This is a genomic window from Neomoorella stamsii, assembly GCF_002995805.1.
GTDB classification, from domain to species: Bacteria; Bacillota; DSM-521; order Neomoorellales; family Neomoorellaceae; genus Neomoorella; species Neomoorella stamsii.
The window spans coordinates 45942-71049 of record NZ_PVXL01000008.1; the positions used below are offsets into that span (position 1 = coordinate 45942).

Below are 25108 nucleotides of genomic sequence, written 5' to 3' on the forward strand. Positions count from 1 at the left end.
GGACGGCTTTATTATAACAGAAAGCGGGCCGGGCTAAAAGCCCGGCCCGCCCGGCAGCTCATTTCCTAGCGCAGCTCGGTAGGGACAAAGGCATCAATTACACCGATAACTAGAGCCGCCAGTAAAGCACCCAGGATATTCACGCTTAAGTAGGCGGGTACAATAAATTGAGCCAGATAGATTACTATTGCCGCGACGATAAAGCCGACAATGCCGCGACCATGGGGGGAAATCCGTTTGCCAAGGACGGCTTCTGCCAGCCAGCCCAGGATGGCTATAACGACGGCCGCAATCAGGGCACCGGTGAAACCTGCTACTCTAATGCCGGGAAGGATAAAACCTACCAGCATCAGCACCAGGGCCGAGACAACAAAGCGGACAACGGCGCCTACCCAATTAGTCATATTTATCACCTCCTACGGGTTCGCCTATAGCATTGCCCAAAAAGGAGGTAAATTATACTTTTTTCAGGCGGGTGATAGCCGTGGCCAGGGCCGCAGCGCCAAAACCGTTGTCAATATTAACGACGCCGATGCCGGCAGCACAGCTGTTGAGCATGGTCAGCAGGGCGGCCAGCCCGCCGAAACTCGCCCCATAACCGATGCTTGTCGGCACGGCAATCACCGGCCGGTCTACCAGGCCGGCCACGACGCTGGCCAGGGCGCCTTCCATGCCCGCGACGACAATAACCACATCGGCCCGGCGTACCAGATCCACTCGCCCCAGCAGGCGGTGGATGCCGGCCACGCCGACATCGTAAATTCTCTCGACCTCATTGCCCATTACCGCCGCCGTCACCGCTGCTTCTTCGGCCACAGGCAGGTCGGCCGTCCCGGCGCTTAAAACCGCCACGCGACCGCCGGTAGGCCTGATCTCCCCAGCAGCCACGACGATGGTCCGGGCCAGTTCGTTAAATTCGGCCGCCGGCAAGCGGGCGGCAACCTCCTGGTATACTTCCCTGGTAGTCCTGGTTACGAGGACCGTTGAGCCGGCGGCTGCCAGGCGGGAGGCAATGGCCGCCACATGTTCCTTTGTTTTACCCTGGCCGAAAATAACCTCCGGGAAGCCGTTCCTTAAGGCACGGTGATGATCGACCTTGGCAAAGCCCAGGTCTTCTTCCTTTAAAGTTTTTAAATGCCCCATAACCGTGTCCAGGTCAACCTGTCCGGCTTTATAGGCCTGCAAAAGATCCTTGAGTTGGGCCTCAGTCACTGCTCAGCCTCCTAACATTGCCCCTCGTGGTCCCTCCCCAGGTCTAAATTATCCCGCGGAGGAATAAAATGGCTACCAGCAAGGGGGCGGAAAGGTTGCGGATTCACGTTATTACCCGCTGGCAGGCCAGGATCTTTCTATCCCGCCTGGTAAAAGTTCTCGTGGCAGTGGTGGTTATTTTTTCCCTGGTTACCGGTACCTGGCGTTTGATTAAAGCCGGCCGCCAGCTATCCCTGGGAGTACCCGGTTATTCTGCCTGGTTACCGCTGCCCCTGCTGGAAGGCATTTTAAGCGAGGGCCTGCCGGCCCTTGCTTTACGCGCGGCCAACAGCCCGCAAGATAATTCCAGCGAAGCCCTGGCGGCTGCCGTCCAGGTCCTGGCCTCACCCCTGGTAGTTTTCCCCGGTGGTACCGGGGTAACGCGCTTGTTGACTACCGAGGAAGAGTATGAGTTGCCCCAGCCGCTGCCGGAGGAAAGTGTACCGCCAGCGCCGGCAGAATGGGAGATCGCCAGCGCTCAAAACCCCCTGGTTGCTATATACAACACCCACAATGCGGAATCCTACCAGCCGAGTGAGGGTCAGGCTAAATTTCCCGGGAAAAACGGCGGTGTGAGCCAGGTGGCGGCGGTCCTGGCCGAAACTTTAAGCAAAGATTACGGCATCCCGGTAGTGCGTTCAACTACCATCCATGATTATCCCGACTTTACCAGGTCCTATGCCAACTCCGAAAAAACCCTGAAAAGAATGCTGGCGGAAAACCCTTCCGTCCTGGTGGCCCTGGATATCCACCGCAACGCCGGTCTGCCGGCACCACCGGTAGTGGAAATTGACAACCAGAAAGTCGCCCAGGTGCTCATTATCGTAGGCAGCAATGCCCGTCTGGAACACCCCAACTGGCGCCAGAATGAGGCCTTTGCCCACCGGCTGGCTAAAAAAATGGACGAACTTTATCCCGGTTTATGTCTGGGTGTCCGGGTCCAGGAAGGCCGCTACAACCAGCACCTCCTGCCCCGGGCCCTGCTCTTAGAAATTGGCAGCGATAATAATACCCTGGAAGAGGCGGAACGCTCCGCCCGCCTGGTAGCCAGGGTCCTGGGGGGAGTTATCGAAGACCTGCGGCGGGAGAACCCGGCTAAATCCGGTTAAATGTTGCTTTTACCAGGTTACCATGATAAAATAAGGCGGGAGGTGAGCTGGGATGCCCAACATTAAGTCGGCCATTAAACGTGTAGAGCTGACCCGCATTCGTACCGAGCGCAACAAGGCCGTCAAATCCCGCGTGAAAACGGCCATCAAAAAATTCCGGACGGCCCTCGAACAGGGCGATAGTGCCGCTGCCGAAAACTTGCGCCAGGCCATTCGCACCATCGATAAAGCCGTTACTAAAGGGGTTCTCCACCCGAACACTGCCGCCCGGAAAAAATCAAGGCTGCAGCGCCTGTTTAACAAAACGTCTGCTTAATCCCATGGCTTAATTTTAGCAACATAACCCCCGGCATTGACAGGGGGTTTTTAATTTACCCGGAATTTTCCCCCCTTCATTATGCCATAATAAAAACAGGCTTGCAGAAAGGGGGGACTTTAATTTATGCCGGAAAAACCTGGCACCGCTAAAGAGCGGCCGGAAAAAGAAGCCAACCGGAAGGGCATTGCTGCGGAAGGTACCCCGGGTACCGCCTATGAATTTGCTACCGAAATTGCGACCCCTGGTACTAGAGCAGCCGGTACCGTCAGGGGTACTGCCGGAGCCGGAGCAGTCCGGGGAAGGGACCAGAAGCGACCCGCTGGTGAAGAGTAAAGCTGGGGGAGCATTAATGCTCCCCTTTAATAATAGTCCAGATGGCTTTTTCCAGCAGGGGGCCGGCTCCACCCTGCCCGGTCTTGATCCCGGTATCTACCTTTAATAATTCCTCCAGGGCCTGCGCGGCAGCAGGCAGGGAAAAATTGCGGGCCTGGGCAGCCACCTTCTGGACGACAAAGGGTCTTACTCCCAGCCTGGCGGCCAGCTCGCGTTTATCCGCCGCCAGGTGGTACTGGTAAATCAGGCGCAACTGGCGGGCCAGCATGGCCAAAATGCTTAAGGGGGCTTCGCCCCTTTCCAGCAGCCGGCGCAAGGAGTTAATGGCCAGGATGGCATTGCGGTTCCCCAGGGCGTCTACTAACTGGAAGATGGTAGCTTCCGCAGCCGCGGCCGGTACCAGGACCTCAACATCTGCCGGTGTAATGGTACCCGGCTGCCCGGTATAGGTCATTACTTTATATAACTCATTCCTGGCCAGGCGCAGGTCTCCCCCGCCGGCCTGGGCCAGGGCCCGGGCAGCCGCCGGGTGTAAATTATAACCCTGCTCCCGGGCCTCCCGCTGTAACCATTTTTCCAGTTCCGCTGCCTTAAGGGGTAAAAATTCTACCACCCGGCCGGTCTGCTGGATTAGCTTCACTAGCTTCAAGCGTTTATCGATACCGCCATTAACTGCCAGTACCAGGCAGGTCGTCGGGGCCGGGTTTTCCAGGTAGGCCAGGAGGTCACCCTCCCCGGCCTTCAATATTTCTGTCGCCGGGTCCTTTACTACCACCAGGCGTCTGGGCACCAGGGCCGGTAGGGTAGTGGCCAGCAGGACTATCTTTCCGGCTGTTAGCTCCCTGCCGTCCAGTTCCTGGTAATCAAAGGCCGCCGCTTCCGCCGGGACCAGCTTTTCCTGCAGGGTTTTTAAGGCCCGTTCCAGGAGATAACTTTCGTTACCATAAAAGAGATATACCGGGGCTATCTTACCTTGTTCCAGTTCCCTGTCCAGTTCCTGCCAGTCCAAATGATAAGTCCTCCCTGGCACGAATCCCTATGGGGAAACCTTTGCTAGGGGCGCTGGCCCCCAAAAGGTTCTCCCTTCATTTTAGCACTTTTCTACCGGCTTGCCCAGGTACTCTCCCACCAGGCGCATGGCACAAAAGTCGCCGCACATAGAACAGGCAACGGCGGTAGCTTCATTGCGGTTCTGGCGATACTGCCGCGCCTTTTTGGGATCAATGGCCAGCTCCAGCTGGCGCTCCCAGTCCAGGGCCTTACGGGCGCGGGCCATCTCTCGGTCCCATTCCCAAGCCCCGGAGATACCTTTGGCCAGGTCGGCGGCATGGCCGGCAATACGGGCGGCAATTACCCCTTCCCGAACGTCAGCCAGGGTGGGCAGGCCCAGGTGCTCGGCCGGGGTGACATAGCAGATGAAGTCCGCTCCCGTCGCTGCTGCCAGGGCGCCGCCAATGGCCGCCGTAATATGATCGTAGCCCGGGGCGACATCGGTTACCAGGGGGCCGAGGACATAGAAGGGCGCCTCATGGCAGAGCCTTTTCTCCAGCAGGATGTTGGCCTGGACCTGGTTTAAGGGTACGTGTCCCGGCCCTTCGACCATGGCCTGCACGCCCGCTTCCCGGGCCCGGTCTACCAGTTCACCCAGGATAATTAACTCCTGGATCTGGGCCCGGTCGGTAGCATCGGCCAGGCAGCCGGGACGGAGACCGTCGCCCAGGCTCAAGGTGACATCATAACGGCGGGCAATCTCCAGCAGGCGGTCGTACTGGGCATAGAGGGGATTCTCTTCCCCGTGGTGCAGCATCCATCCTGTCAGGAAAGAGCCACCCCGGCTGACAATGTCGGTGAGGCGCCCTTCCCGCCGCAGGCGGTCTACCACTTCCAGGGTAACGCCGCAGTGGACGGTGATAAAGTCCACCCCGTCTTCGGCCTGCATTTCGATTACTTTAAATAAATCCTCGGCCGTCATCTCCACCAGGGCGCCGTATTTTTCCTGGGCCTCCACCGTGGCCTGGTAGATGGGCACCGTGCCGACGGCAACCGGGGAATGGGCAATAATTTGCCGCCGGCACTCGTTAATATCGCCACCGGTGCTTAAATCCATGACGGCATCGGCACCGGCGTCCAGGGCTTCTCTAAGCTTTTCCAGTTCCGGCTCGATATCCGGGTAGGCCGTGGAAGTCCCCAGGTTGGCATTGACCTTGGTCCTTAAGCCTTTACCAATGCCGCAGGGTTCCAGGTTGCGGTGATTTTTATTGGCCGGGATCACCACCCGGCCGGCAGCCACCGCCGCCATCAGGTCTTCTACCCGGATACCTTCCTTCGCCGCTACCTTTTCCATGGCCCGCGTTACCTGGCCCACCCGGGCCGCCTCTATTTGCGTCATTTGCGTTTACCCCCTTCTTTAATAAAAAACACCTGCGGCAAGCAGGTGATCTTGACAAACCTTTGACCCCACTTCCCTACGCTGGTATGACCCAGATCAGGTTCCAAGGGTTAGTGCACGGTTCGCACCTCTCAGCCCTCACGGGCACCCCCGGGGTTAGTATGGAGTTTTACCCGGCCCTTGCCGGTGCACCCGGTAATTCAAGGTCTACCCTGAAAATAACTTTGCCCCAGGCTGGCATTGTTTTGCTCGCGCCTTATAAAAAAATATTCGACCTTAGTTAACTATTTCCTTCTGAGAAACATGGTTCTTTTTAGCAACCAGGTAAATCCCCTTAGTGGATGGTGGTGTTAACCTGCCAGTGTTCCCCATCGCTTTTGATAATAATCGCCCCCTGCCTGTCGGTACGGTAGACGGGAACGCCCTGCTCCTGCCAGTAGCTTAATACTTCCGGCGCCGGGTGGCCGAAATTATTCTTCTCCCCGACGGGGATCACCACCACCTGCGGGGCCACCTCTTTTAAAAACTCCCGTTCCAGGCCGTAGCGGCTGCCGTGGTGGGGCACTTTGAAAACGGTGCTGCGGACGTCTGCCCCGCTAGCCTTAAGATCGGCCATGGCTTCTGCCTCGATATCGGCACTCAGGAGCAAGCTGAACTGCCGGTAAATTACCTTCAGCACCAGGGAGTTGTTATTGCTGTCGGAGTTGCTGCCGCTGATTTCCCGGCCGGGGTGCAGGACCTGGATATTGAGACCCGGGTCCAGGGCCAGGGCATCGCCACGGCCGGCTTCCTGCCAGGGGATCCCCCTGGCCTGGAGTTCTGCCAGGAAGGGACGGTAGGCGTCCAGCATGGCCCTGCGGAGGGGCGGGACGACCACCAGGGACACCGGTATTTCCCGGACTACAGCCGTGAGACCGCCCATATGATCGGCATCAGGGTGGGTGCTGACCACCACATCCAGGTGCCGTACCCCCTGGCGGTGGAGAAAAGGTACCACCACCCTTTCCCCGACATCAAAATCGCCCTGATCGTAAGGACGGCCGCCGCCGTCAACCAGGAGGTGCCGGCCGGCAGGGGTGGCCAGATAAATGGCGTCCCCCTGGCCGACGTCAATAAAGGTTACCTTGAGTTCCTCCTGCCGGCCGGGAGAATAAAGAAAAATTAGGAGGGTGGCCAGGGTAAGGAGAGCCAGCAGGCCCAGCTCGCGGCGGTGCCACTGCCACAAAGCCTGCCAGCGGGGTTCATGGCGGCGCAGCCATATTTCCCGCCAGAGGATAAGGGCCAGGTAATAGCCGGCCACGGCCAGGGGTGAAGGTGTGGCTAGAGGTATAGTGATGCCCGGTAGGCCGGCCAGGCGTTCCAGGAAGGCCAGGAGCAGGTTTACCAGGGCTCCCAGGGCGGCAAATATCATGACTGCCGGGGCTGGTGTGATGAGGGCCAGGGTAGAGGCAGCCAGCCCCAGGGTGACAATGACCCCTACCAGGCCGGCAGTTACCAGGTTGGCCGGGAGGCTCAAGAGGGAGACAAAGCTAAAATAATAAGCCACCAGGGGCAGGGTGGCGAGTTGTGCTGCCAGGGGGACCACCAGGTAAGCCCGCCAGGCAGGGAGCCAGGCCAGGAGGTCATCCAGCAAAGGATAAAAATAAACAATGCCCCAGGCGGCGGCAAAGGACAGCTGGAAGCCGCTGTCATACAGGGAACGAGGGCGGAAGAGCAAGATTACCAGGGCCGCCAGGGCCAGGGCGGTGTAAAAGTCCCGCCGCTCCCGGCGAAGATAGGCTATCAACCCCAGGCCGGCCATGATGCTGGCCCGGTTGACAGAGGGGGTAAAACCGGTGACGGCGGCATAAAAGACCAGCCCCGCCAGCCCAAGGACCACTGCTGCTCCTGGCTTAAGACCCAGCAGGCCGGCTATGGCCATCAGTATAAGTAAAACAAGGGCCGTATTGGAGCCGCTAACGGCAAAGAAATGAAAGACCCCCAGGGTTTTGAAGGTATCACTGTCAGTATCTGTTAACTCATTAACATCCCCAAAAAGGAGGGCAGACAGGATCCCTGCCTGGCGCGGCGGCAGGGCGGCGGTGATTGCTGTTTTTACCCTGGCTTTAGCCGCCAAGGCCAGGCGCACCAGGGGATTGCCCGGCTCAGTTCCCAGTTTGACTATGGACCGCGGGTCACTTATTACCATCCGGTTGTAAATATACTGCCGCGCCAGGTAAGCGCGGTAGTCTAATTCACCGGGATTGCGGGCTGCCGGCGGGGCCGCCAGCTGGCCGTGGACGCGAAGGACATCACCGTAACGGTAAAGTACAGGTTCCCCGCCTTTTGCCGGCCGGTAAAGAACAACCTGTACCTTTTCCCTTACCCTTTTATGGTAGTCTCCCTGCCTTATCTCCCGGGCCGCCAGCGTATAGACGACCCGGTTGGCGTAAACCCGGGGTTCCTCTATTACCACACCGGTCAGGTCGAGGAAGGTCTCGCGGTCGCCTGTAAGCTGGCTCTGGTGATGGCTGCTATCCCAGGTGCTGATCAAGAGGCCCAGGGCAATAAAACCCGCCAGGAGAAATACCTGCCACTCTCCCCGCCGCGGTGGCTGCCGGAACAGGTAAGCCAGCGTCAAGAGGATTACAGCCAGGGCAAGGGGCCAAACTGGCCCCACTGTTATTCGTGAGGCCAGCAGCAACCCGCATATAAACGCCAGGGTAGCCCGGACTAAAGGTGCATCAATCATAAGGGAAATTTCGCCAGGATAGGTTAAAATTCCTGCTGCCTAAGGGTCATATCCCACGGTACGCAACTAATATGTTATTAGGGGAACACCTGTAGTTTCTGACACATTCTTAAGTTCCTGCATAACTTCTTCATCTAGTGGAATCCCTGAGCGCAAACGTTCCTCTCGCGTTTCCATTTCAATTTCGCCAGGAACGTATATCTTTTCAAAGCCCGGTGCAAGCGGTGAATCCTTCACGTCTGCTATTAAGGTGTCATAGCGTACTGCAAATTCTTCAACCTCCACAAAGTTATCTATTCTAAAGGCGAGCAGCCAAACGCCACAATTAAGCGGTCGTGTCCAATCGCTGGTCATGGAAGGAATACGGCTACCAAATAGAGCCCCCGTCAAGACACCGGCAAGAACGTCAATTACCAGAGATAACCCATAACCTTTAGGTCCCCCGAGTGGCAATATAAACCCTTCCAGGGCCTTGTTGGCATCCTGTGTTGGCCTACCTTCCTTATCAATCGCCCAGCCAGGGGGTATAGGTTCACCGCGCCGCGCGGCCATGATAATCTTACCGCGCGCAGCGGCACTTGTGGCCATATCAACTACTACAGAAGGCTGCTTTCCCCCAGGAATGGCGATGGCTATGGGATTTGTTCCCAAACACGCCTTCAGTCCACCCCAGGCCGGCATATGTGCAGAAGCGTTAGCGAGTACCATGCCTATCATTTGTTCTTTCATGGCCATCATGGCATAATAGCCGGCCATACCTATGTGATTGGTATTGCGTACCCCCGCGATTCCAACACCAGTTTCTTTTGCTTTTTTTATACACAACTCCATTCCTTTAAACGCCCCTACCTGGCCAAACCCATTATTTCCATCAAGCAACGCAGTACACAGGGTTTCCTTTACAATATTAGGCATGGCATCGGCATCCATCAAACCAAGTTTAATACGCTTGATGTAGACAGGCAAGCGCGATATGCCATGAGAGCTTATACCCCTTAAATCGGCTTCCAGCAGCACGTCTGCTACAATATGCGCTATCTCCTCTCCAGCTCCTACAGCTTTAATAGCATTAACACAAAATTGATGGAGTGCCTCGAATTTGGCAGTTATCTGTTTACCCATGACCGGACCTCCTTCACTTTTACCACACCGAAAATACTGGCTTCTGGCCTTCTACTAGCACCCGTTTTATCTCGTCTGCAGCCATTATCGCCATCTTTTCCTGAGCTTGTTTGCTCATTGCGGCAATATGTGGTGTGGTTATCACGTTGTCCAACTCTAGAAGCCGATTGCGCATATCAACTGGCTCCAAGGAATAAACATCTAAGGCTGCTCCCCGTATCTTATGATTTTCCAATACTTCTATAAGAGTCTCCTCTTCTACGATGCCTCCCCGTGCTGTATTTATTAGGAATGCCGAGGGTTTCATAAATGATAGCACTTCACTGTTAATCAAACCCCTGGTCTCCTCTGTAAGGGGACAATGAATAGATAGAAAATCAGCCTTACGAACTGTATCTATTAAAGACAAAAACTCAACTCCTTTTATTTTATTGTTGCTGTAGGGATCATACGCCACAACTCGCATACCAAAACTTTGCACCAGTTCAGCCACTCTTTTCCCTATTTTACCGTAGCCTATTAAGCCTAATGTTTTGCCCCATAATTCTTCTCCCATTAAACTCTCCCGGTCCCACTTCTTCCGCAAAGAAAGGTCAAGATGGGCACTGACAATGTTTCTAGCTGCAGCTAAAATAAGCCCAATAGTGTACTCGGCTACTGCATTGGTGTTTGCATCAACTGTTATCGTCAACCAGATACCTTGCTGCCTAACATAATCTAGGTCGATGTCATCAAGACCCACCCCGTGTCTGGCTATTATCTTTAGCTTCTTAGCCTTGTTAAGAACTTTTCCAGTTAATTTACCTATCTTGTGAAGCACCGCATCAGCATCCGCAATGCCCTCTGCAATTAGCTCGGAGGTAGGATTTTCAAGAACTTTAACTTGGGCAAATTCTTTCAAACTCCTTAGCCCAACCTCAGCAATTTTACCTGTTACAAGTACCGTTTTCATAACCGTCTCTCCCAAAAAGGTTCAGGTTCTAAGTAAGACACCCGGTGGTTTCCCTCCGGGTGCTACCTTTTTTATTCTTTGGCCAATCCGGTTTCTTTAAGCAACGCATGATACTTCTCGTACTCTGAAGTCAGATGCGAAATATATTCCTGGGTGCCCATCCATATAGTATTTGAACCTGTTTTCTTCATATAATCTTGGTACTCTTTACTATTCCAAGCAGTCTTGAATAGCTCCTCGAGGGTCTTTATTACTTCCGCAGGTGTTCCTTTAGGTGCTAAAAAACCTCTTACTGATCGGATATCAAGATCGAGACCTAACTCTTTGAAAGTTGGGGCGTCCGGGGCGAAAGGATTCCTATCCGGCGCCATTACACCCAGTACCCGGAATTGCTTGCTTTCAATCTGGGAAGCTGCTTCATTCGGAGGTACTACAATAGCTTCTACATGACCACCAAGAAGCTTTACTGCTGCAGGTGCCCCCCCTTGTTCCGCGGGTACAATATTTAGTTGAAGACCTGCTCGCTTGGCTAATACCAGAGCACCAGCTTGCCATAACCCACCAGGAGCACCGGTAGCTACGCGCACAGTACGTTCCTTTGCCGTCTTAGCAAAGTCTTCATAGGACTTCCATGGTGAATCACTTCTTACGATAAGGGCAGGCGCATCGTAGTTTACAGCACAGATAGGTTCAAAATCTTTGTAGGTCAGTTTACTATGGCCTGTCCATTTGAGCGTCGAAATGTTAGAAGTCATTAGTACCAACGTGTATCCATCGGGTTGGGCTTTAGAAACTTCCGTAAGGCCCACTGCTCCGGCTCCACCAGTCTTGTTTACAATCACAACTGCAGGCTCGATGGCCTTGTCAACAAGGTCTCCGAGTACCCGGGCTACCTGATCGGTTCCGCCTCCCGCACCGAAGGGAACCACTATTGTAATATCTCCCTTTGGAAAAGATTTTTCACTCTTCGCACAACCCCCGAGAACCAACCCGACTCCCAAAAGAGCTACTGATGCTAGTACAATTGCAAACCTCTTAAGCATCATCGTTACTAACCTCCTTTTCCGTTATACTTGCATAAAATTGTTACTCCATTTAAACCTTCGTCCAAGCAACCTCGTTTTCTCACCCCCAACTGGTTTCATTAGTTCTTAACGGCTGCCGCTTGCCTTTTTGCCTTAACCTGCTGTATTCGGGGTATAATTAGCATGGCAGCCGTGAGAACCCAAAAGAACAAGCTAAAGGGTCGTGTAAACAGCACCGAAACGTCGCCTTCATACATTTTTAATGCAGTTCGCAAGCTACTTTCTGCCATGGGACCTAGCACTAAACCTAAAAGCATAGGCGTTACAGGCATCTCTATACGTTCCATAATAAAGCCAAGGATACCGAATACCAGCATAACTAGTATATTGAAAGTATCATTACTTACCGCATAAGAACCCAACGTGCAGAAAGTTACGATGAACGCCAGTAAAATGGGGCGAGGAATATTAAGAACCCTAGCAAATACCCGAGCAGCTGCTAGACCCAGAATCAGGAAGAAGAAATGCGCCAAAATAAGCGAACCATATATGCCGTAAACAAGCTGAGGATTTTGTTCGTAAAGTAAAGGGCCAGGACGCAGGTTATGCATCATAAACGCACCTATCAATAGCGCACTAATTGCATCTCCAGGAACGCCTAGTGTGAGCAATGGGACAAAGCCTCCGCCTACTGTAGCGTTATTCGCCGACTCCGAAGCTGCAATTCCCTCGGGAGCTCCCTTGCCGAATTCCTCAGGGTGTTTTGAAACCCGCTTTTCCGCATTGTACGCCATCAATGAACCCATGGCGCCTCCCGTGGCTCCGGGCAGCACACCGACCCAGATGCCAATAAGCGTTCCTCTGACCCATGTACGCCAAATCCTCTTGACGTCAGCCCACGCTGGCAGGAGGCTACCTATTTTTTGGGTAACCCTTTGCCCGGTTTCCATTTGACCAAGTTGGTTCAATACCTCAGACAAGCCAAATAATCCTATCATTATCGGTACAAACTCTAGACCGCCTTGTAAATTTTCCAAGCCGAAAGTAAACCTCGGAGCACCTGTCATGGGATCCAGCCCAATAGTCCCTAAAAAAACACCAAATGCTGCCGAAATTAACCCGTAAACGAGCTTCTTGCCAGTAACGTCTGCCACAGATGCGAGTCCCCAGACTGCAATAGCAAAGAATTCCGGTGCACCGAATTTAAGAGCTACTTTCACTATGAACGAGGCTGCCACAATAAGGAATATTACAGATACCAGGCCACCAATAAATGACGATATCGTCGCTATGCCGATTGCCCGTCCGGCCTCCCCACGTACCGCCATGGGGTAGCCATCCAACGAAGTGAAGGCAGCAGACGGAGTACCTGGAATGCGCAATAGGATAGCGCTTATTGAGCCGCCGTATACGCCGCCAACGAAGATACCACATAAATTTGCCAGACCAACTATCGGCTCCATGCGAAAGGTAAAAGGAATGAGTACGGCTACTGCCATTGTCGCTGTTAAACCTGGTATGGCCCCTACAACAATACCTCCAATAGTGCCAAGCAGCGTGTAAAACCAAACTTCCGGCCTACCCAAAATGGAGATTAGTAACGACCAGGCTGTTTCCATTACAAACACCTCCTCACGGCAAGGGCATTCTTAACAAAGAGTGAAAGACATAGTACAAACTTAACGTAGCTACAGCGCTGATGATTATGATATTTTTTAAAGATCGCTCGCCAAACAGCTTTAGGGAAATTGCCACAAACAGAAAAGTGCCAGGTATAAATGTAAGCACAGGTAACAGCATCTTAAACCCCAATAGAAGTACTATTAACAGTATTTTCTCCAGGTTGTTCGTTCCAATCTCGATTTTAGTAACCTCTTCTTTCCTAAACAAAACAGAAGTCACTAATAGCCATGCTCCCAAAAAAACTAAACAATAAGCAATGAGCTTAGGAACAAAGCCTGAACCCACAACTTCCACTGCAGCGGTAAGGCGCGGAAAATGCCTTACCGCCAGCAGGATGTAAAGTGCCAGGAGCCAGCAGCTCAATGAGAGTAGTAGATCTATCCATGGAATACTTCTTTTTACTTCATTGATCCCTTTACTCTCCACTAATACTCCTCCCCACCTGGCTTCACTGCTGCTCCAGCATGCCGAGTTCAATAAGTGTTTTCTGAATATGCTGGTACTCTTCTTCGGAAACAGGCTCAAACGGAGCTTTGGGTACTCCAATGTCTACCCCTAACATGCGCATGACGGCGTGATAGAAAGGAACGGGAATCCCTTCTCCAGTGACCTTCCGAAGCACATTGGCCTTCTTTTGTAATTTAGCCGCTTCTTCGTATTCGCCCCGTCGGCAAAGTTCATAGATATGAATGATAAATTCCGGAAACGCATTGGACAGACCTGAAACACAGCCTGAAGCGCCGCCGATCATAGCTGGTACCAGGTGAGTCTGCGAGCCAATTAAAAAGACAAAACCCGGCTTTTTAACCTCACCCATAAAGTTATAGAAAAGGGCAATATCGCCGCTACTGTCTTTAACTCCAGCAAGGCCATATTCGGCCAACTCTGAGAGAACTTCAGGAGTAACCACATAATGGGCGTACTTGGGGTTGTTATAAACAAGTACAGGTAGGTTTGAAGCATCAATTAGCCGTTTATAATGGTTAATAATGGCTCCCTTTAAGTGTCTATAATAGAAGGGTGTAACAGCAGCAACAGCATCAACCTTCAGGCTTTCAGCATGTTTCAATAACCGTAATGTCGTTTGGGTATCTGCAGCCCCTATATGAAGTACAATACTAACTCGGCCATTTACTATTTCGGCCACAGTTTCTGCTACTTGCATCCTTTGCTCGGGAGTCATAAGAGGCCCTGAGCCATACGACCCACAGACAAAAAGACCGTGTACCCCTTTGCTGACCAAGTGCTCAACATAACGTTTTAAACCTTCAATGTACACCTCTCCTTCCGCATCAAAGGGTGTTACTAATGCCGGAAGAATTCCTTCGATATGATGTTTTTGCATTCATAAAAACCCCCTTAATTAAGTTAATTTATCGACACTGCTAGCAGGCTTTGCCTGCGCAGCAGTGGCCTTCCTTAACTAAGTTAATTTATCGACTTATAATTGTCGGGTTACCACTCATAAAAGCGATTAGCTCATCTCGATAAGGCAGCGCCTCTATATTTCCAGTAACACCCAAAGCCAGAGCACCCATAGCATTAGCTATCCTCCCAGCTTCCTCCAAGCTCAATCCTTCAAGCAATCCTGTTATTAAGCCTGCAGCAAAAGCGTCCCCCGCACCAAATGGGTCCACAATGCGCTCCACCGAAAAGGCCGGTACATAAACTTCCTGGTGCGCATTAGCAACCAAAGCACCTTTTGAACCAAGCTTTAAAGCCACAATGCTCGGACCCAGCTCAAGAAAACGCTCAACAATCTTTTCGGGCTCGTTTTCACCAAGGAGTATTTGGGCTTCCTCGATACCAGGAAAAAGAATATCGGCTTTCCTAATTAGGTTGAGAAGGACAGGAATAGCTCTTTCCTTTTTCCATAGTTTTAATCGAAGGTTTGGGTCAAAAGAAATTAAGACACCACATTCTTTCGCAATATCCATGGCTCTCTCTACTGTTGCCAAGCAGGAAGGGCTAAGGGCAGGAGTAATGCCTGTCAAGTGTAAATATTTCGCACTGCATATGTATTGCGGGTCGATATCTTCGGGCTTCATTTTACTGGCTGCTGAGTTTTGCCGGTAGTAATAATTTCGGCTTTCCCCTGCTTCACGACGTTCTTTGAAAAATACTCCTGTGGGAGCTTCAGAGTCTAGCTTTACTTGTGAAACATCGACACCTTCTCCTCGCATCATTGCAAGGATCAATTTGCCAAACTCGTCGTCCCCTAACCGGCTAATCCAACCTGCACTATGGCCCAAACGCACAATACCAACAGCAAACGTAGATTCAGCCCCACCGGTACGCAATTCAAAATGTGTACTATAACGCAATGGGCCAGGGGAAGTTGCTACTAAGACTGCTAAAGTTTCTCCCAGTGTTACAACTTCAGGCACAAGGATACCCCTCCTAAGTCGCCTCTGAGCTCGATCTTTGACCAAGAACTTCGTAGTTTTCAACAGTTAGTTTGAACATGTCCCCACGATATAGTCCCTTACCATATCGAATAGGTTCGTTACCCTCGGTGTAAAGCACGCCTTCTACGACCAGTAACGGCTCTCCTTCCTTAACACCTAAAATCTTTGCTTCAATGCCTTTTGCTACTACTGGTTGTACAGTGTCTCTTGAGCGCACAAGCCTTATACCGCATTTTTGATGCAGCGTTTTAATCAACGATTCCATGCTTAGGTCAACTTCCAATAAGGCGGCACACCGCGGGAAGGGTAAATAGGACCATTGTAAAACCGCCGGCTGTTCATCAACCAGACGTAAGCGCTTAATCTCAATAACTTTTTCTCCCGGGGCTACCTTTAAACTACTTGCCACCGTGGTTGTTGCAGGGACCACCCCGGCTGAAATCAACTGCGTACTCACGCGAAAACCTTGTTGGGCCATTTTTTGCGAAAAGCCTATCATGGTGCTTAACTGGCTGCTTATTTTCGGAGTGGCCACAAAGGTTCCTTTTCCTGAACGCCGAAAAACCCATCCCTCAGCAACCAGCTCAGCAATAGCTTGCCTGGCTGTCTGCCGGCTAATCTTAAATTCCTTTACCATTTCCCAGTCAGAAGGTATTCGATCACCCGGCTTTAAGATATTGCTTTGAATCTGCTGCCTGAGATAATCAGCAACCTGATGGTAAAGAGGCACCGGGGAATCCCGCTCAAACAAGTCGTCACCCTCTTTGTTAATACCATGTCGTCCCTGTCCGTACAGGTTATTGCAATAGTAATATTCGACATCTCTCCGAAGATTCCTCTTTTATCCTTAAAAAATTTCTTAAAAAATTTTTCTCTCAAAAACCGCCCCGCAATATTTCTTTTTGCCTTGTGGCTTGACCTGGACATATTTATAGTTCCACAGCTTGAACTTTATGGTATACTAAAGTTCAACAAGGTAAAAAGCTCCTTGAAAGGAAGGGTATTATGAACTGGGGAGAACAGGTGGCTTCGAGACGGCAAAGGGTATATGAACAACGGCCGTTAGTACATCATATTACCAATTTAGTGGTAACCAATCTTACGGCTAATGTGACGCTGGCCATCGGCGCCTCGCCGGTCATGGCCTATGCCAGGGAAGAAGTAGCTGATATGGCCCGCCTGGCCCAGGCGGTAGTACTGAATATGGGAACCTTGACGGGAGAGGTAGTAGAAGCGATGCTCCTGGCAGGTAAAGCAGCCAATAAGGCCGGCATCCCCGTAGTTTTCGATCCTGTAGGAGCCGGGGCTACGCCTTTCCGCACCCGGACGGCGCAAAAAATTATCAAGGAACTGCATATCGATATCCTGCGCGGCAATGCGTCGGAAATAGCCAGCATAGGTGGTTTTGGCGGGCATACAAAAGGAGTAGATGCTGCAGGGGCTCCTGCCCAGGTAGCAGACATGGTCAAGCAAGTAGCCAGGGATTTAAATACTGTGGTAGCGGTTACGGGAGCTACCGATTACATTAGTGACGGGGAACGCTTGCTGGCAGTAGACAACGGGCACCCGCTGCTGACTTTTGTTACCGGTACCGGCTGTTCTGCCACCTCCATAATTGCCGCTTTCCGGGCAGTGGAAGATGATGGTGTAACGGCCAGTACCGCGGCCCTGGCCTATTATGGGCTGGCGGCTGAAAAGGCGGCGGCAGCCAGCCAGGGACCGGCCAGCTTCCAGGTAGCCCTCCTGGATACGCTTTATAATTTAGCCGGCGAAGAACTCGCCCGGGGAGTAAAAATACGCGCCTTGTAAACTGATAATCTTAGCTATATAAAATATTCTATAGCTGCCCGGGGTAGATAGGCAGCTACCATCTCTTTAAAAAACGACTCAATCTCTGTTTTTACTTTGGCGGGGTAAACATATTTACCGTAACCGAACTGGCCGTATTTGAAAGTACGGTTCTCTTCATCGAGAGGTAATTCTGTTTTAGGAAATAAAGTTTCTATAGTGGTCTTCGCCTTTTTAGTGAAGCGATGGGTTATCAATTCCAGGGTCAGGTCATTATGTTCTGCCAATAAAGGTTGCCGGGCAATTTCTTGAAAAAGAGCACGGTACTGCTCTTGCCAGCCGTCCAGGTAAAATATGGGGGCTATGATAAAACCCGGAAGGTAACCGGCCTTTACTATTTTAAGGGCTGCTGCCAGCCGTTCTGCCAGCGGCGGCGTACCATGCTCAAAACGCTTAATTATATTTGCGGCGTTAATACTAAAACGAAAGCGGGTATGACCGCGGTGGTCTAATCCCAAAAGGTTTGCAACATCGGTAAATTTGGTGACAACGCGCAAGCGCCCCAGGGGTTGATTACCCATAAATTCAATGGTACGGGCCAGGTTACCGGTATATTTTTCTACCGGAATGGGGTCTGAAGTAGCTGCCGCTTCAAAAACCGTAACCTCTGGTTTTCTGCGCTCAATATATTCCGCGGCCAGCTCCAGAATCTCACTCAAATTTACATAAATTCTCTGGTAAGGCCTGCGTCCAAAATGAGTAAACAGGTAACAGTACTCACACATTGCCGGGCAACTGGTAGCCAGGGGCAATTGGTAGTGGGCCGAAGGTTTACAGGTTTCTAAATGCCTGCTTCGTCTTACCCCCACCACCAGGGTTCGTTTGGCTTCCACGAAGCTTTCTTGCACTGATTTACCCGGGACACAAATTACCCGGTTGTGGGATGGAGTAAAGTGTATCTCGAGCCCTTTTTGACGGAAAGCATGATATAGTTTTTTACCCAGAGGATAATTGAGGGCTGCCGGCTCAAAAACAACCCGTTTGATATTCGCGCTCGTTTTTATCACCTGCCTGGCCCTAGTCTGTCCAGTTCGAGGTGGCAATATTATTCCGCCGCAGCGAGCTCGCGGTAATGACCGGAGAATATAATTTTCGCCTTGAGGGAGATACTGATAATATTTGTTTCAAGCCCCAGAACCCTTGATTCTCAAGGCTTCCGGGGTTCTGTTTTTGGGGTTTGCAAACATTTGCAAACCTACCTGTTGCCTGCTGAACTACCTGCAAAAAATGCTCTCGATCACTTTGGCCGCTTCAGCCTGGGTATCGGTAAGATGTGGGAATAAATCGCCGCGCTGAAGAAACAGCTGGAGCAGTGATTTTTGCCTGCTGTTTTAGAAAGAGGCCCTCCTTATCCGCCGAGGCGATTCTTGTTGTTAAAGCGGCTTTTTATTTGCCGGAGCTGTGCAGCCGCTTGCCGGCAATTTTGCCACCATCTTCCTGGGGTTTTCCGGGAAATTATCAGCAACCCGCATTGCCCTTTTTAAGCCGCTTACTGGCTTTCTGAAGCTCATCTACGCCCGGGAAATAGTTTTATACCTTCGGCAAAAACAGACTGCTTGCCACCAAATGAAAGTAAACGTAAAATGACCCCCACCTTGCACCTAAGGTGGGGGTTTAACCATCTTTCTTAAATAGTAAAGGAGCTGCCCTGATCTACACAAGATTGCTCACTTATTTCTACCTGCAGCCACCGGGTAATGTGAGAAGTATCCTCCTGGTTTTTATACTTCCGCAGCCAGTACCGTAATTGCCTGGAGATAGAAGGTCTGTCAATGTTTTTCCGGCTAACTGTCAGGCTGTCAGACCATAATCTTCCTTATTGCCCGAACCACTTTCCCCACTTAAATTACCCTTAACCCAGAACCCTCCGCTTCTTCTCCGGGATCCCTCCGCTTTCACTCCGCTTTTGTGCCTTTCTCTAAAAGCCACTGTCCATGTAGAAGCGCCACGCAGGGCAAAAAAACAGGGGTGTTCCTTCACCCCTTTGCCTATTTTTTACTCTATCGCTCCGGGCATATCTGCTGAGACACGCCCCGAGTAAAAATTAGAAATAAAACTTAGAACCTCTCTCCCCCTCCTGGCCGCACCTAAAATATTGATCTTTTCCTTAACCACCTCTTTAACCCTGTCCCGGGCCAAAACCCCATATTTCCTTACATCCACAACATCCGGATCCTGCGCGAGTTTCTCTCTCAAGCCGGAGGTAAAGGCTTTGTTAAGCTCAGTAGCAAAATTCACCTTGGCAATCCCGGCCAGAATAGCCTCCTTCAGGGAGGCGTCCCGTACCCCAGAAGCGCCGTGCAAAACCAAAGGGAGCCCTACCTTCTCCCGCAGCAAGGCAATCCGTTCGATATCCAGGTCTGCCGCCTGTACCCTCATCCGGTGGGCACTGCCAACCGCCACCGCCAGGGCGTCTACTCCCGTTCCTTCCACGAACTGCACGGCCTCTTCCGGAGTGGTTAAAAACTTTCTCCTTTCCTCCGGCGTCAGGGGACCTTTGGCGGCGTCCGGGATCTTGCCTATCTCCCCCTCCAGCGGGACCCCGGCGGCATGGGCAATTCTTACTAATTCCCTGGTCACTCGAATGTTCTCTTCCAGGGGTAAGGCTGAGCCGTCGAACATGAGGGACGTAAAGCCGGCCCGCAAGCACCTTATGACTACCTCAAAAGTGACCCCATGGTCCAGATGGCAGGCTACCGGAACAGAAGCTGCCTCCGCCAGGGCCCGCACAAAGCCGGCGTAACATTGTTCCGAGGCATACTCCAGAGCCCCCTGGCTGATCTGGACAATCACCGGGGCATCTTCCTCTTCGGCCGCCTCCACAATCCCCTGAGCCATCTCCAGGTTATAAGCGTTAAAGGCGCCTACGGCGAAGCGGTTATTAAGGGCAAAGACCAGCATTCCTTTGCTATCTACTAGCGGCATCCTCCGTCACCTCCCTACTAGATACTCACTGATAGCTACAAACTGCTCCAGGGATATCCCGGCTTCCCCCAAATGCCTGGGGTTGGCGATTCCCTTCCGGCCGTCGGCGTGATAATCCGAACCCCCGGTAAAGAACTTGACTTTGCCCTTGTACTCTTGGCGAATGTAGGCTTCTGCCTGTGCATCCGACCATGACCCCTTGTAGCTGGTTTTACTGTAAGGATAGCACGCCTCCATGCCGTCGAGCCCCCGCAGGATGAGCCTCGCAATATACTCGGCTCGCGTTAGGCTCCGGCCGTCCGGATAATGAATCACCTCGTCTATTAAAAGGGGATGGGCCAAAACCGCCGTTCCTCCGCAGGCTTTAATCAAGTCTATGGCCGCCAGCGGATCGATCTTCCTTCTTTTTATGTTGAGTTCCGGATCGTCGCGCACCAGGAGTTTGGCCTTCTGCCAGCTCGGGGCATAACCTTTTCGGGCCATGGCCTCAAAAATATGTTTCCTTTCCACTTCGTCAGGATTCCGGTACTTTTTTTCGTTGTTTTCATCTACGTACTCCAGCACGTCTTTTTCAAAGTCAACTGCCAAGCCTTTAGAAGTCAGAACTTCACACAGGCGCCGATAGGCTTCCGTTTTACTGGAGCGGGCGCGTGCCACTTCCTCGATCAGTTGGGGATGATTCCAGTCCAGGTTATATCCCAGGATGTGCACATCATCTACATAGGTGTCGCAGGAGAACTCGTAACCCAACACGACTTGCACACCCCGCCGGCCGGCAAATACCCGCAGATCTACCTCCCGCCCGTCGATTTCTTCCCACAAGGGCGGCGGTATGTCGTGATCGGTAATAGCTACCACCTGCACTCCTACCTCGGCAGCATGCTCAATAAGTTCTATAGGTGAATCGTTCCCGTCGGAGCGGGTGGTATGGCAGTGGAGGTCACACGCATATCTCTGGATATCCATCCGCCTTACACCTCCCGAGTATCCTGGTGTAGACCATTGACTGGTCCCGCCTCCGCGCCTTTGCCGCAACATCGAATGCTTGAACCTTCTGTGGCAATTTCCCTTAAAGCCATACGGTACTTCCTGTCTATCTTATCTATTTTTTCTACTTTCGGTAAAGATCTGCCCCCTTGAAACTCGGATTCCACCCAAACGTCTATTAGCTTTTTCGCCAGCTCCGGGCCCACAACCAGGGACCCCAGGGTAATAATCTGGGCGTTATTGCTCTTCCGCGCCCTTTCTGCCGAATAGATATCATGGCATTGGGCGGCACGGACGCCGGGCACCTTATTGGCCGCTATGGCCATGCCTATCCCCGTGCCGCATATTAAAATGCCTCTGGGGTACTCTCCGGCGGCTATTTTCTCCGCTACCGCCAGGGCGATGTCGGGATAATCTACCGGCTCATTGCTGTAAGTTCCTGCATCCACCACCTCTATCCCTTTTTCCTGCAAATAAGCCTTTAAGATCTTTTTCAGTTCAAATCCCAGGTGGTCGGCGCCGATAATAATTTTCATCCTTATTCCCCCCATCCAGGAACTCTTTTACAGAGGTAGCTATGCCTTCAGCATCCAGCCGGAATTCTTTCTTAAGCATCTCTTCCGAGCCCGCCGTGCCGAACCTGTTTCTCAAACCCAATCGCAAGAGGCGGGTACCTAAGGCTTTTTCGGCCAGAAGCTCAGCCACGGCTGTTCCCAGGCCTCCTGTTATGTTATGGTTCTCTACGGTCACCACTCTGGGGATGGAGGAAGCCAGCTCCAGGAGGAGGGATACGTCCAGGGGCTTAACGGTGGCCATATCCACTACCGTGGCCGTACGGCCCGTCTCCTTCAGGAGTTGCGCAGCCTTTAAGCTCTCGTATACTGCGCTGCCGCAGGCGATAAGGAGCACATCCCTCCCCTCCATCAGCACCTTCCCCTCCCCGATACGGAAGGGGCCGGCGTAAACAGGCAATGAGGGCTCTTCCTGCCTGCCCCGGAGACGGAGGTACACCGGACCGCGATATTCCAATATCGCGCAGGTAGCTTCAAAAGCCTCGCGAGCGTCGGCAGGATCTACTATCACGATATGGGGCAAGGCCCTAATGGCCGCCATATCTTCCAGGGCCAAGTGGGTGTAACCCGACCAGGCGGCCGCAAAGCCGGTGTCCGTGCCGACGAGCTTTACGTTCAACTTTTCGGCGGCTATATCCACCCTTATCTGTTCCAGCGCCCTGAAGGTCAAAAAATTGGCGTAAGCCGTAGTGACTACCGTTTTACCGATCAGGGCCAGACCAGCCGCCACGCCAATCATGGTCTGCTCGGCTATGCCCACATTAAAGCTTCTCTCCGGAAACCGTTTTACAAAATCACCGTAGCGGGAGTGGGAATCGGCGGCTACCACCACTATGTCGCTATTGGGGATACTTCCTGCTTGAAGCAGGGCATCTATAAAAGCACTTCTGGTAGATTCATGCCGGGCAGTCATCTAATAGTTCCCCCAGTTGCAGCTCATCTTTTAGGGCTTCATACTGTTCCCTCGTGAGTACTTTATAATGCCATTCCACTTTATTCTCGGCTAATGGGAGACCCTTCCCTTTAACCGTATGGGCGATGACGGCAGTCGGTTTGCCCTCCTCCGGAGGGACCCCCTGCAAAGTTGCCAGCAACGCCACTACATCATGGCCATCAACCACCTTCGTGCTCCACCCGAAAGCCGCCCATTTAGCGGCCAAGGGTTCCAAACGGCCTATCTCCTCGGTAAAGCCGCCCAGTTGCAACTGATTGCGGTCTACGATTACCACCAGATTATCCAGCCCATAACGCGCCACGGCCATGGCCGCCTCCCAGTTGCTCCCTTCTTGCAACTCCCCATCGCCGGTAAGTACGAAAACGCGATACTTCCGCCCGTCTAAACGTGCCCCCAAGGCCATACCCATGCCCAAGGCTATACCGTGTCCCAGGGAACCGGTATTCGCCTCCACCCCCGGCAACTTCCTTTCCGGATGCCCAGGCAGGGGAGTGTCATAGGTGGAACAAAACTCCCTTAGCCGCCGCCGATCAAAATAGCCCGTTTGGGCCAGGATGGAATAGAGGGCCAGACAACCGTGCCCTTTGCTGAGGATAAACCTATCCCTATCAGGCCAATTAGGCTGCTGAGGATTGTGACGCATAACTCCTAAATATAAAGCAGCCACGATCTCTGCTATGGAGAGAGCCGGAGCCAGATGCCCACAGCCCGCCCTGGTGCTCATCCAGATGCTATCCTTCCTTATTTGGGCGGCAGCCTGTTGGATTTTTCGAACCTCAAGTTCGCTATCCTTCATCACAGTTTTATCGGGCCTCCTATCTGGCGAAGGATTTTTCCAGGCCAGCCTCAACTACATACTCAAGATGCCTTGGGCATAGGCTTCTATATCCGTCATGGCCTTGGAAAACTGCTGGTAAGCTGTGGCAAAGGGCTCCAGGATCTCAAACTCTTCCTCAGGGATACCGTCTTCCAGATAGGCTCGCACGAAGTAGGGAACCTGCAAAAGCTGTTCTAAAGCGGCCCCGGGCACCGGTTCCTCTATCCTCCTGGCCAGCGGCCGATCGAAGTATAGCAGCATGAAGTCATGGATGAGCTCGGGGTTCATGGTATATACCAGTTCCCCGCCGGCCAGCTGTTCTATATGCCAAATATAGCGGCGCCCTTCTACCACGGGCCCTACCCTGCTGGAAGCTATAAGCAATTTGCCAGGATAGCCTTGCTCCTTCAACAGGCGATGGGCCTTTTTGGCGAGGGCTATTCCCGCCCACCTCTTAAGCTCTTCGGTAAGCTGAATCCCCTTTTGCCCGGCCTGTTCCCGAAAGGTTTCGGCATCCTCGAACCTCCCAATCATGAAGGTGATAACCGAACGCCACCGGGAATAGTTGGTACCTAACTTTTCTCCCAACTCCCTGCCCGCGCTTACCGCCCGGGCTACGGCCATAATCTGCGGCAGGGTAAAGGAGAAAGTGGCGTTGGTCGGGACGCCCATGGCCGTAAGTAAGTAAATGGCGGCAATTCCGGCCCTGGTAGCCGGAAGCTTGATCATCATATTGGCTTCCAGGTTCCACAACTCCAAGGCCTGCCGCACCATCTCCGCCGTGTTCTGGTACAATCTGGGATCAACCTGGGCACAAACAAAGCCGTAACGATAGCCGGAACTTTCAAAAAGGGGCATGTAGCGCCGGGCCCCCTTCCGGCAGACCTCCTTATAGGCTTCCCACGCGATCTCGCCGGCGTTTAAGAAGGGACAGCGGCGGTGGATCTCCAGCATTAACGAAAGTCCTTCGTCCTTTAAATAATCAAATACGGCCTTAGTCAGGGGCGGGTTGGTGGTAACTCCCTTGAATACCCAGTCGCCCGGATCCTGCTCTTCCCCCCACAATCTTCTCAACTGTTGTTTAAGGGGCTCTCTAACCTCCTCCGGTGCCGCCTCCAGAAATCTGGCACACCAGGTTTCGTATATCAGTGGATTGGCGTCCCACCAGAGTTCCGTGTTTTCGTTTGTCTGAGCTAGTCTTTCCATAGCGTTTTCCTGATAGCCACTGGTACAACTCAACGAAGTCTCCCCCCACCTATATTTCTAGCCCATTACTCGGCTTTTGCAATTTCTATGCCACAATTCACGGCTTTGGGGAGAAAAGCAGGGGCCGTAAATTGTGATTACAAGGGCTGTTTTGCAAACAAACCTTGTGTAACTCCATTCCTTATCCATCTCCTGCTCCCATTTTCACTGCAAAAATGCATTGGAATACTTGCACGGCTACCATTCTAGACCTATGAGCCATCCAGGCTGCTTTTTGTTACGGCTAAGGCTGTATTTTTGCGGGACAGGGGCAATAAATAGAGCCCGGGACAATAATGGTAGTCCCAGGCTCCTGATATGGAAGGGCCTTGTCAAGCCCCTCCGAAACTTTTTTGCGAAACCTGTTTTAGGGACAGAAATATCCACCCACTGCTTAAGGCAGCAATCAAAGTTGGACGTCTAAGGATTTTAACCCT

Annotated in this window: 24 protein-coding genes and 1 riboswitch; of the genes, 4 read left to right on the forward strand and 20 right to left on the reverse strand. The window is 52.4% G+C overall.

What is annotated here, in order from left to right:
• Positions 1-65: 65 nt before the first annotated feature.
• Together MOST_RS01220 and larB are read right to left on the reverse strand one after the other, a co-directional pair.
• Positions 66-404, reverse strand: a complete 339-nt coding sequence (locus MOST_RS01220; RefSeq protein WP_054937298.1) for a phage holin family protein — start codon at positions 402-404, stop codon at positions 66-68.
• Between the two features lie 52 nt (positions 405-456).
• Positions 457-1212 (reverse strand): nickel pincer cofactor biosynthesis protein LarB, encoded by a 756-nt coding sequence (gene larB / locus MOST_RS01225; RefSeq protein ID WP_054937299.1) that lies wholly within the window; start codon positions 1210-1212, stop codon positions 457-459.
• Between the two features lie 68 nt (positions 1213-1280).
• On the opposite strand from larB, the gene spoIIP reads away from it, so the two are divergent.
• From spoIIP to MOST_RS01240, 3 genes are all read left to right on the forward strand, one after another.
• Positions 1281-2360: a stage II sporulation protein P gene (gene spoIIP, locus MOST_RS01230; protein WP_054937300.1), complete on the forward strand. Its 1080-nt coding sequence runs from the start codon at positions 1281-1283 to the stop codon at positions 2358-2360.
• A 52-nt stretch (positions 2361-2412) separates the two neighbouring features.
• Entirely contained in the window at positions 2413-2676 is a 264-nt protein-coding gene (gene rpsT / locus MOST_RS01235) for a 30S ribosomal protein S20 (RefSeq protein ID WP_054937301.1), read from the forward strand.
• Between the two features lie 126 nt (positions 2677-2802).
• Entirely contained in the window at positions 2803-3012 is a 210-nt protein-coding gene (locus tag MOST_RS01240) for a hypothetical protein (RefSeq protein WP_054937302.1), read from the forward strand.
• 13 nt (positions 3013-3025) lie between these two features.
• On the opposite strand, the gene holA is transcribed toward MOST_RS01240, so the two are convergent.
• From holA to MOST_RS01295, 11 genes are all read right to left on the reverse strand, one after another.
• Positions 3026-4021, reverse strand: a complete 996-nt coding sequence (holA, locus tag MOST_RS01245; protein ID WP_054937303.1) for a DNA polymerase III subunit delta — start codon at positions 4019-4021, stop codon at positions 3026-3028.
• 81 nt (positions 4022-4102) lie between these two features.
• Entirely contained in the window at positions 4103-5401 is a 1299-nt protein-coding gene (gene thiC, locus MOST_RS01250) for a phosphomethylpyrimidine synthase ThiC (protein WP_054937304.1), read from the reverse strand.
• Between the two features lie 56 nt (positions 5402-5457).
• Positions 5458-5563, reverse strand: a riboswitch (TPP riboswitch).
• 172 nt (positions 5564-5735) lie between these two features.
• Positions 5736-8132, reverse strand: coding sequence for a DNA internalization-related competence protein ComEC/Rec2 (locus MOST_RS01255; RefSeq protein ID WP_054937305.1), 2397 nt, complete (start codon positions 8130-8132; stop codon positions 5736-5738).
• A 66-nt stretch (positions 8133-8198) separates the two neighbouring features.
• Complete coding sequence (locus tag MOST_RS01260) at positions 8199-9254, reverse strand: Ldh family oxidoreductase (protein ID WP_054937306.1); 1056 nt, start codon at positions 9252-9254, stop codon at positions 8199-8201.
• A 19-nt stretch (positions 9255-9273) separates the two neighbouring features.
• Entirely contained in the window at positions 9274-10206 is a 933-nt protein-coding gene (locus MOST_RS01265) for a hydroxyacid dehydrogenase (protein WP_054937307.1), read from the reverse strand.
• A 71-nt stretch (positions 10207-10277) separates the two neighbouring features.
• A complete protein-coding gene (locus MOST_RS01270; protein ID WP_054937308.1) occupies positions 10278-11252 on the reverse strand; it encodes a tripartite tricarboxylate transporter substrate binding protein in 975 nt (324 codons plus the stop codon).
• 98 nt (positions 11253-11350) lie between these two features.
• Positions 11351-12850: a tripartite tricarboxylate transporter permease gene (locus MOST_RS01275; RefSeq protein WP_054937309.1), complete on the reverse strand. Its 1500-nt coding sequence runs from the start codon at positions 12848-12850 to the stop codon at positions 11351-11353.
• 13 nt (positions 12851-12863) lie between these two features.
• Positions 12864-13340 (reverse strand): tripartite tricarboxylate transporter TctB family protein, encoded by a 477-nt coding sequence (locus MOST_RS01280; protein ID WP_054937310.1) that lies wholly within the window; start codon positions 13338-13340, stop codon positions 12864-12866.
• 22 nt (positions 13341-13362) lie between these two features.
• The gene (locus MOST_RS01285) at positions 13363-14259 is read right to left on the reverse strand and encodes a dihydrodipicolinate synthase family protein (RefSeq protein WP_054937311.1); all 897 of its coding nucleotides are present in this window, start codon (positions 14257-14259) and stop codon (positions 13363-13365) included.
• A gap of 88 nt (positions 14260-14347) precedes the next feature.
• Positions 14348-15301 carry a sugar kinase gene (locus MOST_RS01290; RefSeq protein WP_054937312.1) on the reverse strand — a complete coding sequence of 318 codons (954 nt, stop codon included), beginning with the start codon at positions 15299-15301 and terminating at the stop codon, positions 14348-14350.
• Positions 15302-15314: 13 nt separating this feature from the next.
• Complete coding sequence (locus tag MOST_RS01295; protein ID WP_083476707.1) at positions 15315-16073, reverse strand: GntR family transcriptional regulator; 759 nt, start codon at positions 16071-16073, stop codon at positions 15315-15317.
• 254 nt (positions 16074-16327) lie between these two features.
• Between MOST_RS01295 and thiM the strand changes: the two genes are divergently transcribed.
• Positions 16328-17131 (forward strand): hydroxyethylthiazole kinase, encoded by an 804-nt coding sequence (thiM, locus tag MOST_RS01300; RefSeq protein ID WP_054937315.1) that lies wholly within the window; start codon positions 16328-16330, stop codon positions 17129-17131.
• Positions 17132-17145: 14 nt separating this feature from the next.
• Here the strand turns inward: thiM and splB are convergent, their stop codons facing one another.
• From splB to MOST_RS01340, 7 genes are all read right to left on the reverse strand, one after another.
• Positions 17146-18177: a spore photoproduct lyase gene (splB, locus tag MOST_RS01305; protein WP_054937316.1), complete on the reverse strand. Its 1032-nt coding sequence runs from the start codon at positions 18175-18177 to the stop codon at positions 17146-17148.
• Between the two features lie 988 nt (positions 18178-19165).
• The gene (locus tag MOST_RS01315; RefSeq protein WP_054937318.1) at positions 19166-20095 is read right to left on the reverse strand and encodes a class II fructose-bisphosphate aldolase; all 930 of its coding nucleotides are present in this window, start codon (positions 20093-20095) and stop codon (positions 19166-19168) included.
• 6 nt (positions 20096-20101) lie between these two features.
• A complete protein-coding gene (locus tag MOST_RS01320; protein WP_054937319.1) occupies positions 20102-21061 on the reverse strand; it encodes a PHP domain-containing protein in 960 nt (319 codons plus the stop codon).
• Between the two features lie 5 nt (positions 21062-21066).
• Entirely contained in the window at positions 21067-21618 is a 552-nt protein-coding gene (gene rpiB / locus MOST_RS01325) for a ribose 5-phosphate isomerase B (RefSeq protein WP_083476708.1), read from the reverse strand.
• A complete protein-coding gene (locus tag MOST_RS01330) occupies positions 21581-22567 on the reverse strand; it encodes a transketolase family protein (RefSeq protein WP_054937320.1) in 987 nt (328 codons plus the stop codon). The genes rpiB and MOST_RS01330 overlap by 38 nt, the downstream gene beginning before the upstream one ends.
• Positions 22551-23405: a transketolase gene (locus MOST_RS01335; protein ID WP_054937321.1), complete on the reverse strand. Its 855-nt coding sequence runs from the start codon at positions 23403-23405 to the stop codon at positions 22551-22553. Before MOST_RS01335 ends, MOST_RS01330 begins: the two co-directional genes overlap by 17 nt.
• Before the next feature lie 54 nt (positions 23406-23459).
• Positions 23460-24665: a transaldolase family protein gene (locus tag MOST_RS01340; protein ID WP_244267106.1), complete on the reverse strand. Its 1206-nt coding sequence runs from the start codon at positions 24663-24665 to the stop codon at positions 23460-23462.
• Positions 24666-25108 lie beyond the last annotated feature (443 nt).

What these genes read in the sequence shown, in the direction of transcription:
- MOST_RS01265 (WP_054937307.1), bottom strand. Translation starts at nt 10,206, where the DNA reads ATGAAAACGGTACTTGTAACAGGTAAAATTGCTGAGGTTGGGCTAAGG.
- spoIIP (WP_054937300.1), top strand. Translation starts at nt 1,281, where the DNA reads ATGGCTACCAGCAAGGGGGCGGAAAGGTTGCGGATTCACGTTATTACC.
- MOST_RS01260 (WP_054937306.1), bottom strand. Translation starts at nt 9,254, where the DNA reads ATGGGTAAACAGATAACTGCCAAATTCGAGGCACTCCATCAATTTTGT.
- MOST_RS01285 (WP_054937311.1), bottom strand. Translation starts at nt 14,259, where the DNA reads ATGCAAAAACATCATATCGAAGGAATTCTTCCGGCATTAGTAACACCC.
- thiM (WP_054937315.1), top strand. Translation starts at nt 16,328, where the DNA reads ATGAACTGGGGAGAACAGGTGGCTTCGAGACGGCAAAGGGTATATGAA.
- thiC (WP_054937304.1), bottom strand. Translation starts at nt 5,401, where the DNA reads ATGACGCAAATAGAGGCGGCCCGGGTGGGCCAGGTAACGCGGGCCATG.
- MOST_RS01275 (WP_054937309.1), bottom strand. Translation starts at nt 12,850, where the DNA reads ATGGAAACAGCCTGGTCGTTACTAATCTCCATTTTGGGTAGGCCGGAA.
- MOST_RS01240 (WP_054937302.1), top strand. Translation starts at nt 2,803, where the DNA reads ATGCCGGAAAAACCTGGCACCGCTAAAGAGCGGCCGGAAAAAGAAGCC.
- MOST_RS01270 (WP_054937308.1), bottom strand. Translation starts at nt 11,252, where the DNA reads ATGATGCTTAAGAGGTTTGCAATTGTACTAGCATCAGTAGCTCTTTTG.
- rpiB (WP_083476708.1), bottom strand. Translation starts at nt 21,618, where the DNA reads ATGAAAATTATTATCGGCGCCGACCACCTGGGATTTGAACTGAAAAAG.
- MOST_RS01330 (WP_054937320.1), bottom strand. Translation starts at nt 22,567, where the DNA reads ATGACTGCCCGGCATGAATCTACCAGAAGTGCTTTTATAGATGCCCTG.
- MOST_RS01255 (WP_054937305.1), bottom strand. Translation starts at nt 8,132, where the DNA reads ATGATTGATGCACCTTTAGTCCGGGCTACCCTGGCGTTTATATGCGGG.
- rpsT (WP_054937301.1), top strand. Translation starts at nt 2,413, where the DNA reads ATGCCCAACATTAAGTCGGCCATTAAACGTGTAGAGCTGACCCGCATT.
- MOST_RS01335 (WP_054937321.1), bottom strand. Translation starts at nt 23,405, where the DNA reads ATGAAGGATAGCGAACTTGAGGTTCGAAAAATCCAACAGGCTGCCGCC.
- MOST_RS01320 (WP_054937319.1), bottom strand. Translation starts at nt 21,061, where the DNA reads ATGGATATCCAGAGATATGCGTGTGACCTCCACTGCCATACCACCCGC.
- MOST_RS01220 (WP_054937298.1), bottom strand. Translation starts at nt 404, where the DNA reads ATGACTAATTGGGTAGGCGCCGTTGTCCGCTTTGTTGTCTCGGCCCTG.
- MOST_RS01315 (WP_054937318.1), bottom strand. Translation starts at nt 20,095, where the DNA reads ATGCCGCTAGTAGATAGCAAAGGAATGCTGGTCTTTGCCCTTAATAAC.